Consider the following 12449-nt stretch of genomic DNA (forward strand, 5'->3'; position numbering starts at 1 on the left):
GTAATCAATATACTAAAATATGTAAATATATTTAGTTAAAATATTATCCCCTAAAATTAACAAATAATTCACAGATTAACTTAACAACCTAGGACAGTCCCCGTGTGAGCTCATCTTCCTTTACTCTTCAGCCCTCATACATCATCCCTCTCACTTCTGACATCATACATCAATTTCGGAGTCCGTAGGCTTGAATAATTTTTTGAGATGTGACAAAAGACCGGGGAAGCGTAGCTTCAACGGCAAGGATAAGACAGAGATACGGAACCAAGTTTACTTGAGTGCAGTATAACTGGCTTAGCCTTGAGAGAGGCGACCAGCCTCGGCTTTTGTCACATCGTTAATTTTGAATAATTTCTGCCCCACAGGGGCATTCCATAAATCTGTGGTAAAATAAATCTGTGGGATCTACAAGATCTGTGTGACAATTTAAGGAAAAAGGAGCCATTGGAGAAGGGGCTGAATAAATTTTTCAAGGTATAGTAACTAATTTTCAATAATATTTTGTAACTTTGCAGCCGAATAAGAGGAAACACGATGGAAAACAACTGGGTAGTGATACGAACCTTCAACAGAAAAGAAATGGAGGTAGGGTCATTCCTAAAGGAAAAAGGACTCACGTACTTCATACCCATGACCTACAAGGAGAAACTCGTTGGCGACGAGCAGAAACCCCGTAGAATACTAGTTCCCGTGATCCACAACTACGTGTTCCTGCAGAAAGACTGCACGGACAACGAGTTGCGTGAGATGCTCAACCAATGCCGGGTCCCCCTCCAGTTGCTCCGCAACAAGCTGGACAACCAGGTCAGTGAGATCCCCGACAAAGAGATGACCGATTTCCGCCTGCTCGCTGACCCCGACTATGCGAAGACCCCGGTGGAGTTCCTCGATGCCGAGGAGGCAGAGGCAAAACCCGGTAAGGAGGTTGTGGTGTTACACGGTCAGTTTGCGGGAGTCCGTGGGAAGCTCCACCGGAGCGGCAAGAAGTTCTGGCTCATCAAGACCGTAGGGAGCCTCAGTGTCATGCTCCGCATCTCCCGCTGGTACTGCAAGGTGATAGAATAAAATATCGAAAAAATATAATTATGAGGAAATTTCTTTTTTCAATGATGCTGACCATGCTGTCGCTGGGTGCCTTCGCACAAGGCATGACCGACAGCCAGGTCGCTGACTTCATTGCCCGTGAGGCAGCGGTAGGTACCAGCCAGGCACAGATCGTGACGAAACTGATGCAGAAAGGCGTACAGATCGACCAGATCCGTCGTGTCCGTAACCGGTTTGACAATCAGAATACCGAGAGTGGTATGGAGGGTGCTACTGCTGGTGAGACAGGAGGCGCTGACCGTATGCGTCAGAACTATACAGGTGCTACCACCCAGGACTTGAATACCGCCAAGGTAGGCACCACCGGTGAGGTCTATGCCAATGCCAGTGACGAGAAGGCTCAGGTGGAGCATGACGTACAGGCAACGAGTAGTGTCACCGCCGGTACGGGTAAGAAGATCTTCGGTCATGACATTTTCAACCGTGGCGCGCTGAGCTTCGAGCCGAATATGAATATCGCCACGCCCCAGAATTACGTGTTGGGTCCTGGCGACCAGGTGATCATCGATATCTATGGGGCTTCGCAGAAGACCCTCCAGCTGACCGTCTCCCCCGAAGGTGACATCACCGTCCCGGGCTATGGTCCCATCATGGTGGCAGGCATGTCTGTCGCTGCCGCCCAGTCGAAGATCCGCTCCACGGTGGGCTCCCGCTATAGCAGCAGTACGCTGCGCACCACCCTGGGTAACACCCGCACCATCATGGTCAACGTGATGGGTGAGGTACGCACCCCGGGAACCTATCATCTCAGTGCCTTTGCCTCCGTCTTCCATGCCCTTTATATGGCAGGCGGTATCAACGACAATGGTACCTTGCGTAACGTGAAGGTATACCGTAACGGACAGCTCGTGACGATTGTCGATATCTACGAGTATATCCTCAACGGTCGCCTGGCGGGTAACATCCGCCTGCAGGAGGGGGATGTCATCCAGGTCGGCTTATACGACTGTCTGGTGGGTGTCACGGGTAATGTGAAGCGCCCGATGTTCTACGAGATGCGCAAGAACGAGAGTGTTGCCACCCTCATCAAATATGCCGGAGGCTTCACCGGCGATGCCTATAAGAAATCCATCCGTCTGACGCGTCAGACCGGTGAGAAATATGCCGTCTATACCGTCGATGAGTTTGAGCTCAGCTCTTTCCATGTCGACGATGGTGATGCCATCGAGGTCGATGGTATCCTCAACCGTTATGAGAACATGGTGGAGGTGAAAGGTGCCGTCTTCCGTCCCGGTCAGTATCAGTTAGGCAATGAGATCAACTCCGTCCGCTCGTTGATTGCCCATGCCGCGGGAGTCACCGAGGACGCCATGACGAATCGTGGTGTGCTCCACCGCCTGAAGGCAGACCGTAGTCTGGAGGTCATCGCCGTGGATATTAAGGGCATTATGGCGGGCACCGTTCCGGATATCCCCTTGAGAAACGAGGATGTGCTCTTCATCCCGACGGAGGCAGACCTGCGCCAGCAGCGCACCCTGACCATCACGGGAGAGGTGATGAGCCCCGGTACCTACCAGTATGCCGATAACACCACGTTGGAGGACCTCATCGTACAGGCGGGTGGCTTGACCGATCAGGCATCCACCGCACGTGTGGATATTTCCCGTCGTATCCGTGACCCGAAGGCAACCACGTCACCGAAAGAGATCTCCAAGAGCTTCACCTTCGGACTGAAGGATGGCTTTGTGGTGGATGGCACTCCCGGCTTCCTCCTGGAGCCTTATGATGTCGTTCATGTCCGTCGGAGCCCGGGCTTCAAGACCCCTCGTAACTTCACCATCACTGGTGAGGTGGTCTATGAGGGTGCCCAGACCATGACGACGAAGAATATGCGTCTGTCGGACGCCATCAAACTGGCAGGCGGCTTGACCGACCAGGCGTATCCGAAGAATGCCCGTCTGGAGCGTGTGATGAATGAGGATGAGATCGCTCGTCGTAACTTCCTCATAGAGCAGGTACGTAAACAGGCAGGTGTCAGAGGTAGCGACTCAGTAGCGGTCAACCAGCTGGCATTGGCAAACACCTATCCCGTAGGTATCTACCTCGACAAGGCATTGGCAAACCCGGGCTGTGAGGAGGATATCGTCCTGCGGGAAGGTGACCATATTGTGGTCCCGGAGTATATCAGCACGGTGAAGGTGTCTGGTAATGTGATGTATCCGAATACCGTCTCCTATAAGCCAGGTAAGAGCTATACCTGGTATGTCAACCAGGCAGGTGGCTTCGGCAACCATGCCAAGAAGCGTAAGACGTGGATTATCTATCCGAACGGTACGATGTCACAGGTCGGTCATGGTGCCAAGATAGAGCCCGGTTGTGAGATTGTAGTACCGATGAAGCCGAAACCAGAGGCGGGTCTCGTCCAGCAGTGGGTAGCGATCGGACAGTCTGTGGCTAGTATGGCAGCCCTGATGGTGATCATGATCAAGCAGTTCTAGCTTAATCCTGAACCCTGAACCCTTCACCCTGTCATCGACTTTGTCGCTTCGCTCGTCGAAGAACCCTTCATCTCTAACCGCTAACCGCTAAACGGTAAACAGTAAACGGTAAACAGTAAACTAAAAAATGGAAGAAAAACAATATATCGAACCGCAAGAAGAGGAGTCCTCCATAGACTTCGGACAAATCCTCGCCGCGCTCAAGAAGCGCAAGCGCTTATACTATAAAGTGCTGTCCATCACCTTCGTGGGGGCTTGTATCTTCACCCTCGGACTCCGTAACTACTACACCTGTGAGGTGAAACTGAGTCCGGAGTTAAGCACCAAGACCAGCAGATCCAGTGGCTTGGCATCATTAGCTAGCCAGTTTGGTATGAACCTCGGTAGTAATATGATGGCGACGGAGGCGTTGTTCCCGACGCTCTATCCTGACTTGATGAACTCCAGCGATTTCAAGGCAAGTCTCTTCAATGTCCCCATCCATAAAAAAGACTCTACCCGTATCCTGTCTTATTACGACTATCTGGCAAAGGAGCAGAAGCCGTCTTGGTGGGGTGCCATCATCTCAGCTCCTTTCAAGGCACTGGGAGAGCTGATTGGCTCGAAGGACACCATTGACCAGCACCGGGTGAATCCCTTCATGCTGACGAAGGAGCAGGCGAAGATCGTTGAGACCATCGATAAGAAGGTGGTGTGTGATGTCGATAAGAAGACCATGGTGATCTCTATCACGGTGACGGATCAGGACCCGCTGATCTGTGCCACGATTGCGGACACGGTCCAGCATCGCCTCCAGAACTTCATCACGGACTACCGCACGAAGAAGGCGAAAGTCGACTTGGAGTATAACCGTAAGCTCTTCAAAGAGGCGAAGGCTCGCTATGACAAGGCGCGCCAGCTCTATGCCAGCTATAGTGATGCCAACCAGGACATGATCCTCCTGTCGTATAAGACGAAACTGATCGACTTGGAGAACGAGATGCAGTTGTGTTTCAACAATTATAATGCGGTGGCGCAGCAGCTCCAGTTAGCGGAGGCGAAGGTGCAGGAGGACACGCCTGCCTTCACCACGTTGCAGAGTGCCACGGTACCGGTGAAGAAGGCGGGTCCGTCCCGTGCGAAGATGGTCCTCATCTTCCTCTTCCTCGCTTTCCTCGCCACCACGGTCTATATCCTGCATAAGGAGAATCAGCTGAAGCCCCTCCTAGGACTATAAGACCCTCCTAAATCCCCCCGGACCCTCCTAAATCCCCCCTGTTTAGGGGGGACTTTTTTTTTATTGTCACAGATGATGATTTGACAAAAACCTGAAAAATCATGCAATAGTGCTCCTTTTATGGAATGCCCCTGCGGGGCAGTCATCGTTTCTTTGAAACGCTTCGTGAGAAGGGGTTCTCCCTTCGGTCGAAGAAATTATTCAAAATTAACGATGGTATGGGATGTAACTGCCTTTCGGCAGCTTCCATGGTGTTTCATGAGTCCCATCGCTCAAGCAAGCTTGGCGCTGTTCCTCCTAAAACACCATGCATCATCTCTTCCAGATGATGTTACATCCCAAACCATCTCAAAAAATTATACAATTCCTACGGACGCCCTATTCTAACCTCTCAATGCGGCAGCTTGAATAATTTTTTGAGATGTGACAAAAGACCGGGGAAGCGTAGCTTCAACGGCAAGGGTGAGACAGAGATACGGAACCAAGTTTACTTGAGTGCAGTATAACTGGCTTAGCCTTGAGAGAGGCGACCAGCCTCGGCTTTTGTCACATCGTTAATTTTGAATAATTTCTCGCCGTAAGGCGACTCCATTAAAAAATAATTTACTAATTTTGCAGACTGAATTAGTAGTAGTTAAACAAAAGTTATGAACATAGCAATTGTAGGAACCGGTTATGTCGGTTTAGTCAGCGGCACCTGCTTCGCAGAAATGGGCGCCCATGTTACCTGTGTCGATGTCGACACCCAGAAAATCGAGAAGTTAAAGAACGGCATCATGCCCATCTACGAGCCAGGACTCGAAGAACTCGTCAAGCGTAATGCGGAAGTAGGACGCCTGAAGTTCACCACCGACCTCACCGAGGTCCTCGACGATGTCGAGGTGGTGTTCTCCGCCGTAGGCACCCCTCCCGATGAGGACGGCAGTGCCGACCTGAAATACGTCCTCGCCGTGGCACGCCAGTTCGGACAGCACATCAACAAATACACCATCCTCGTCACCAAGTCTACCGTTCCCGTAGGCACCGCCAAGAAGGTGAAGGCAGCCATCCAGGAGGAACTCGACAAGCGTGGCGTCAGCGTGCCCTTCGATGTCGCCAGCAACCCGGAGTTCCTGAAAGAGGGTGCCGCCATCAAGGACTTCATGTCTCCCGACCGTGTGGTAGTAGGTACGGAGTCAGAGAAGGCTACGAAGGTGATGACCCGCTTGTACAAGCCGTTCCTGATCAACAACTTCCGTGTGATCTTCATGGATATCCCCTCTGCCGAGATGACGAAATATGCGGCGAATGCGATGCTCGCCACCCGTATCTCCTTTATGAATGATATCGCCAACCTCTGTGAGCGGGTAGGGGCGAATGTCGACAGTGTCCGTAAGGGTATCGGCACCGACTCCCGTATCGGTTCGAAGTTCCTCTATGCCGGTTGTGGCTATGGTGGCTCCTGCTTCCCCAAGGATGTGAAGGCACTGCTCCACACGGGTCTGGACAACGACTACCACATGGAGGTCATCGAGGCTGTAGAGCGTGTCAACGAGAAACAGAAGTCCATCGTCTACGATAAGATCCTCAAGACCGCAGGTCCTGTAAAGGGAAAGACCATCGCCCTCCTGGGCCTTGCCTTCAAGCCGGAGACGGATGACATGCGTGAGGCTCCCGCCCTCATCGTCATCGACAAGTTGTTGAAGGATGGTGCCACGGTGCGTGTCTTCGACCCCATCGCCATGGAGGAGTGTAAGCGTCGTATCGGTGACAGTGTCACGTACTGTAAGGATATGTATGACACGTGTGATGGTGCTGATGTCCTTGCGTTGATGACGGAGTGGCGTCAGTTCCGTATGCCGTCGTGGAATGTCATCCAGAAGGTGATGCGTGGCAATGTGGTCGTCGATGGTCGTAATATCTATGACCGGCACGAGCTCGAGGACCTCGGCTTCGTCTATACTCGCATTGGTGAGAAGTAAAAAGACCCTCCTAAATCCCCCCTGTTTAGGGGGGACTTTTTGTTTTTGGGGATTCCCCAAAAGCCCCTTCCTTTTTGCAGTGGAACTGCATTCATTTCTAACCACCCCCGTCCCCTCCTTGCTAAGGAGGGGCTCCACCTCTCCTTTGTCTTTCCTCCCCTCAGGGAAGGAAAAAAGCAGGAGGTGGCATGCCACCTCCTGCTGGGTTTTGGTATCGCGGGACGACGCGATATATTTTTATTTGCTACCGCTTTGAGCGTATAGTGGTTAACTTCTTACATCTTACTTCTTACATCTTACATCTTCCATCTTACTTCTTCCATCAGACTTTCTCGAAAACATTCCCGCACGAGGGGCCTTTAGAGTCTGTCCGATTTTCGGAATCTTCATTGAGTCTCAGGGTGCTTAGCAGCCTGAGGAACGAAATACGAGATGCCGTTGAAGCGGAGCGCGTTCTTCGAGTGATTCCGAAAATCGGACAGACGTGCCCCGAGCTCAGGACCGTTTTCGCCCTCTCTCTTTGTTTCGTTTCTCTCTCCGGAGAGAGAAATGAAAAGGAATCCCTCCTTATGGTAAGGAGGGGACGGGGGAGGTTGAGCCTCGCAGCGCAGCTGCAAAAAAATTTTTGGTTCTTTTTCAAAAAAGAACAACCGTACTTACTGAGTTACTTCCAAAAGCCATTTCCAAACAGGGAGAACCTCGATAGTGCCATGCTTGTCACTAATCGTTTCTTCCTCATCGTAAGTCAGGATCAGCCTTCTTCTACACGACAGTCGGTGAGGCAGTTTTTGTAGAGCTTCCGTTTCACGTTTCCTGGTTTCTTCATCACGTAGAGAACAACTCACCTGGATAGCCAGCTCGTCATCAGGAATGTAAAAATCCACTTCGTAGCCGTCATGATAGAAAAACACGCGTCCATTGTCAAAGTCATGACCATAAATCCGGAACAATTGAATAGCCACAAGGTTCTCCAGAAGCATGGTGTCCTTATTAATAAGGAACAAGCCAAGAATACCAGTGTCAATAAAGTAGTATTTACAGATACAAATTATTTAATGAATTTGCAAATTTTTGGCAGATTTTATTTAATCCATTAAACAATTCCTCCTTTTTCGCAGATTTCTTTGCCACAGATTTTTATAAGGATTCGCACGTTGTGCGAAGAAATTATTCAAAATTAACGATGTGCCAAAAATCGAGGCTGGTCGCCTCTCTCAAGGCTAAGCCAGTGCTACTGCACTCAAGTAAACTTGGTTCCGTATCTCTGTCTCACCCTTGCCGTGAAAGCTTCGCTTCCCCGGTCTTTTGGCACATCTCAAAAAATTATTCAAGCTGCCGCACTCCCTAGTATTTTTAGATAATTCAAGCCTTTGGACTCCGGAATAAAGGATGAGTATAGGGTTTATGAAGTTTAAGAGGTTTAAGAAGTCTTATTTACCGCTAACCTCTCAAGGCTGCCTTGAAATGTACTTGGAATTAGTCTAGGGAGTGGCGTAGGCTTGAATAATTTTTTGAGATGGTTTGGGATGTAACATCATCGAAAAGATGATGCATGATGTTTTAGGAGGAACAGCGTAAAGCTTGCTTTAACGATGGGACTCATGAAACAGCATGGGAGCTGCCGATAAGGCAGTTACAGACCATACCATCGTTAATTTTGAATAATTTCTCGCCGTAAGGCGACTCTATTAAATATTAATTTATTACCTTTGCAAAAACGAAAAAAGAAGATGGAAGTAATAGAAACTGCTATACAAGGCGCCTATATCATAGAACCACGGGTTTTCGAGGATGCCCGGGGCTATTTCTTTGAGTCCTTCTCCCAACGGGAGTTTGACGAGAAAGTATATCCCGTCACGTTCGTACAAGACAATGAGAGTATGTCACGATATGGAGTGATGCGAGGCTTGCATTTCCAGCGTCCACCCTATACCCAGAGCAAACTCATGCGTTGTGTACGAGGTGCCGTCCTTGATGTTGCGGTGGATATCCGCAAGGGCTCTCCCACCTACGGGCAGCATGTCGCCTGCCTTTTATGTGGGCGTGACGAAGAAGGAAAAAAGATTGCAGAGCAATTCGAGCAAGAATCTATAACCGCTAACCTCTCACCGCTAACCGGAAAAATTGGTCTCCAATTTTTCATTCCGAAGGGGATGGCGCATGGTTTTGCGGTGCTCTCGGACATAGCGGTATTCCAGTATAAGTGTGATGAGTTTTATCACCCGGAGGCGGATGGTGGTATCAGTATCCTTGACAAATCGTTGGGTATTGACTGGCGTATCCCTACTGCACAGGCGATCCTCTCTGACAAGGACACGAAGCATCCTCTCCTCCAGGACTTCGATTCCCCCTTCACTTTTTAAGTAATAGCAGACCCACAAGACCCTCCTAAATCCCCCCTGTTTAGGGGGGACTTAAAAAATATATCGCGTCGTCCCGCGATACCAAAACCTTGGAGAAATCGCGATTTCGACTTTTCCCCCTTCCCTGAGGGGAGGGGGAGACAGGGGAGAGGTGGAGCCCCTCCTTATGGTAAGGAGGGGACGGGGGAGGTTGAGCCTCGCAGCGCAGCTGCAAAAAGGAGTCTTTGGGGGAATCCTCAAAGAAAAAATTGCAATCTCACTGCAAAGAGAAGGGGCTTTTGGGGAAGCCCCAAAGAATATAAAGTTATACTAAACTAGCCTGATACCACTCGAAGAGCTTACGGACACCCTCTTCAATCTCCACTTTGTGCGTCCATCCCAACGAATGTAACTTAGAGACATCAATCAGTTTTCGCATGGTACCATCAGGCTTGCTGGCATCAAACTCCACTGTTCCCTCAAAACCGACAGCCTTGACAACCAGTTCCGAGAGCTCACGGATGGTCAGTTCCTTACCCGTTCCCACATTGATATGACAGTTGCGGATCTCACCCAATGACGGGATGGCTCCACCACGACCGGCACTATGGTTACGGTCGACGGCACCATCGGTGCTGGCACCGTAATGTACGGAGGAGTATTTCTCGATGCCAATGACATCCTTAAAGTCCACATTCAGCAACACATGGACGGAGGCATCCGCCATATCCTCGCTCCACAGGAACTCACGGAGTGGCGTACCGGTGCCCCACAAGACGACTTTGTTGTCGTAGATACCGTATTTAGCTAAAACGCTGAGGGCGTTTTCTCGTTTAGAGTTTAGAGTTGAGAGTTGAGAGTCAGTTGAAAGTTTAGAGTTTAGAGAGTTATCGCTAACCGCTAACCGCTCACCGTTAACCGTTAACCCTTCACCATTAACCCCTTCGACTGGACGTTTGTCCAAGTCGATGGAGATTTTATCCCAGTCACCGTCATGGATGAGCTTGGCAAGATAGACCTTACGCATCATGGCAGGCATCACATGGCTGTTCTCCAAATGGAAGTTGTCGTTAGGACCATACAGGTTGGTGGGCATCACGGCAATATAGTTGGTACCATACTGCAGGTTATAGCTCTCACACATCTTCAGACCTGCAATCTTCGCAATGGCATACTCCTCGTTGGTGTACTCCAGGGGAGAGGTCAACAGACAGTCCTCCTTCATGGGCTGGGGGGCATTCTTCGGGTAGATGCAAGTACTACCGAGGAACAGCAGTTTCTTCACCCCATGGGCATACGCCTCACTGATGACATTACACTGAATCTTCATGTTCATCATGATGAAGTCAGCACGATACAGTGAGTTTGCCATGATACCACCCACAAAGGCAGCGGCAAGCACCACCGCATCCGGCTGTTCCTCATCAAAAAACTTCCTGACTGCCACCTGGTCCGTCAAGTCCAACTCCTTGTGTGAACGTCCCACGAGGTTCTCGTAACCACGGGCCTTTAAATTATTCCATATCGCCGACCCAACGAGCCCGTTATGCCCAGCTACGTATATCTTTGAATTTTTGTCTAACATAAATTCAATTAGTTTAAAGTTGAGTGTTTAGAGTTTAGAGTCAGTTTAATCAGTTGATGGTTTATAAGTTTTCTGAAGTCCTGACAATAGTCTTGCCACTTCTTCAATCAACTGATCCATACTGAGTCTTTCTTCTGCTGTGATGTATCCTAGTTCTTCAGCTATTTCGAACTGAGAAGAAACCTCCATCAGTGAACCATAAGACATCTCAATAAAATGAGACTTGTCTTTCACTGAGTAGCGATTTATTCCCTCAGCAATATTAGATGTTATCGAGACAGATGCCCTTCTGAGTTGATCACTCATAGCATAGCGTTCTTCTGCTGGAAACTTTTTCAGAAGTTTGTATGTGTGTTTTACCACCTCTTTTGCCTTCTGATAAGCTATCAACTTACGATAACCAAATACTTCCATACCTTTCTTTTAGTTTAAAGTTTTGAGTGTAGTGTTTAGAGTCAGTTTTTGAAGTGTAGAGTTTACCTAGTCTACTTTCCACTATCAACTACTGCGGCCTGGCCACACACTGTCTCTCAACCATCAACTTTCAACTCTAAACTTTATAGTCTGTCTCTAAACTCTCAACTATCGACTCTCAACTTTTTATTTAACAATTCCTTTCTCCAAATACTCCGCCAAATTCGTTCTCACCTTCATCGCTGCATCCTCAGAGGCGACCTTTGCCATGTCACTCTCTACCATGAGCTTGACGAGTTCCTCGAAACTGGTCTTGTTAGGATTCCACTTCAACTTCGCCTTCGCCTTGGTGGGATCACCCCAGAGGTTAACAACGTCCGTTGGACGATAGAAGTCCTCGCTGACAGCGACAACAGTTTTGCCAATCAAGTTTTCTGGACCTTTCACAACAATACCCTTCTCTTCAAGACCTTTGCCTTTGAATTCAAGCTCGATGCCGGCATGCTTGAAGGCAAGGTCGGTGAACTCACGGACACTGTGTTGTACACCAGTGGCAATCACAAAGTCCTCAGGCTCTGGTTGCTGCAGGATCAGCCACATACACTCCACGTAATCCTTGGCATAGCCCCAGTCACGCAAAGAATCCATATTACCCAGATACAGGCAGTCCTGTTTACCTTGTGCGATACGGGCAGCGGCAAGGGTGATCTTACGAGTCACAAACGTCTCACCACGACGCTCCGACTCGTGATTGAACAGGATTCCTGAGCAGCAATACATATTGTATGCCTCACGATATTCCTTCACGATCCAGAAACCATACTGTTTGGCTACAGCGTAGGGGCTGTAGGGGTGGAAGGGCGTGTTCTCGTTCTGAGGAACCTCCTCTACCTTACCGTAGAGCTCTGAAGTACTTGCCTGGTAGATACGACAAGTATCGGCAAGTCCACATTGACGAACTGCCTCCAATACGCGAAGGACACCCGTAGCGTCTACATCGGCAGTGAACTCTGGGGAGTCAAAAGACACCTGTACGTGGCTTTGAGCGGCAAGATTATAAATCTCATCAGGGCGCACCTTGTTAATAATCTGTAAAAGACTCATAGAGTCGCCCATGTGTCCATAATGCAAATGGAAATGGGGCTTACCTTCCAGATGAGCGATACGCTCACGATAGTCTGTGGAGGAACGGCGAATCATGCCGTGTACGTCATAACCTTTCTCTAAGAGAAACTCTGCCAAATAGGACCCGTCTTGTCCGGTAACACCTGTGATAAATGCTGTTTTCATCAATTAGAAATTTTATATATATTACTTTCAGTCTGCAAAGGTAATAAATTAATATTTAATAGAGTCGCCTTACGGCGAGAAATTATTCAAAATTAA

Annotated in this window: 9 protein-coding genes; 5 read left to right on the forward strand and 4 right to left on the reverse strand. The window is 49.2% G+C overall.

Features of this window, described 5'->3' with window-relative positions; all coding sequences use genetic code 11:
• Positions 1-537 precede the first annotated feature (537 nt).
• The 4 genes from BM257_RS12555 (at position 538) to BM257_RS12570 (ending at position 6722) form a co-directional block, all read left to right on the forward strand.
• Positions 538-1068 carry a UpxY family transcription antiterminator gene (locus tag BM257_RS12555; RefSeq protein ID WP_092073289.1) on the forward strand — a complete coding sequence of 177 codons (531 nt, stop codon included), beginning with the start codon at positions 538-540 and terminating at the stop codon, positions 1066-1068.
• Positions 1069-1088: 20 nt separating this feature from the next.
• A complete protein-coding gene (locus BM257_RS12560) occupies positions 1089-3545 on the forward strand; it encodes an SLBB domain-containing protein (protein ID WP_092073292.1) in 2457 nt (818 codons plus the stop codon).
• A gap of 127 nt (positions 3546-3672) precedes the next feature.
• Positions 3673-4761, forward strand: a complete 1089-nt coding sequence (locus BM257_RS12565; protein ID WP_092073295.1) for a GumC domain-containing protein — start codon at positions 3673-3675, stop codon at positions 4759-4761.
• Positions 4762-5408: 647 nt separating this feature from the next.
• A complete protein-coding gene (locus tag BM257_RS12570) occupies positions 5409-6722 on the forward strand; it encodes a UDP-glucose dehydrogenase family protein (RefSeq protein WP_092073298.1) in 1314 nt (437 codons plus the stop codon).
• 656 nt (positions 6723-7378) lie between these two features.
• Here the strand turns inward: BM257_RS12570 and BM257_RS12580 are convergent.
• Complete coding sequence (locus BM257_RS12580) at positions 7379-7702, reverse strand: ATP-binding protein (RefSeq protein WP_177216119.1); 324 nt, start codon at positions 7700-7702, stop codon at positions 7379-7381.
• A gap of 750 nt (positions 7703-8452) precedes the next feature.
• On the opposite strand from BM257_RS12580, the gene BM257_RS12585 reads away from it, so the two are divergent.
• Positions 8453-9085: a dTDP-4-dehydrorhamnose 3,5-epimerase family protein gene (locus BM257_RS12585; RefSeq protein ID WP_092073304.1), complete on the forward strand. Its 633-nt coding sequence runs from the start codon at positions 8453-8455 to the stop codon at positions 9083-9085.
• A 304-nt stretch (positions 9086-9389) separates the two neighbouring features.
• Here BM257_RS12585 and BM257_RS12590 read toward each other — a convergent pair whose 3' ends face one another.
• The 3 genes from BM257_RS12590 to gmd form a co-directional block, all read right to left on the reverse strand.
• A complete protein-coding gene (locus tag BM257_RS12590; protein WP_092073307.1) occupies positions 9390-10649 on the reverse strand; it encodes a GDP-L-fucose synthase family protein in 1260 nt (419 codons plus the stop codon).
• A 45-nt stretch (positions 10650-10694) separates the two neighbouring features.
• On the reverse strand, positions 10695-11063 hold the full coding sequence (locus tag BM257_RS12595; protein WP_092073310.1) for a four helix bundle protein: 369 nt from the start codon (positions 11061-11063) through the stop codon (positions 10695-10697).
• Positions 11064-11249: 186 nt separating this feature from the next.
• Positions 11250-12356: a GDP-mannose 4,6-dehydratase gene (gene gmd, locus BM257_RS12600; protein WP_177216120.1), complete on the reverse strand. Its 1107-nt coding sequence runs from the start codon at positions 12354-12356 to the stop codon at positions 11250-11252.
• Between the last annotated feature and the right edge of the window lie 93 nt (positions 12357-12449).

The organism is Prevotella sp. tf2-5 (assembly GCF_900115435.1).
Lineage (GTDB): Bacteria > Bacteroidota > Bacteroidia > Bacteroidales > Bacteroidaceae > Prevotella.

Coding starts and splice junctions, on each gene's coding strand:
- BM257_RS12570 (WP_092073298.1), top strand. CDS start 5,409: ATGAACATAGCAATTGTAGGAACCGGTTATGTCGGTTTAGTCAGCGGC.
- BM257_RS12595 (WP_092073310.1), bottom strand. CDS start 11,063: ATGGAAGTATTTGGTTATCGTAAGTTGATAGCTTATCAGAAGGCAAAA.
- BM257_RS12560 (WP_092073292.1), top strand. CDS start 1,089: ATGAGGAAATTTCTTTTTTCAATGATGCTGACCATGCTGTCGCTGGGT.
- BM257_RS12585 (WP_092073304.1), top strand. CDS start 8,453: ATGGAAGTAATAGAAACTGCTATACAAGGCGCCTATATCATAGAACCA.
- BM257_RS12555 (WP_092073289.1), top strand. CDS start 538: ATGGAAAACAACTGGGTAGTGATACGAACCTTCAACAGAAAAGAAATG.
- BM257_RS12590 (WP_092073307.1), bottom strand. CDS start 10,649: ATGTTAGACAAAAATTCAAAGATATACGTAGCTGGGCATAACGGGCTC.
- BM257_RS12565 (WP_092073295.1), top strand. CDS start 3,673: ATGGAAGAAAAACAATATATCGAACCGCAAGAAGAGGAGTCCTCCATA.
- BM257_RS12580 (WP_177216119.1), bottom strand. CDS start 7,702: ATGCTTCTGGAGAACCTTGTGGCTATTCAATTGTTCCGGATTTATGGT.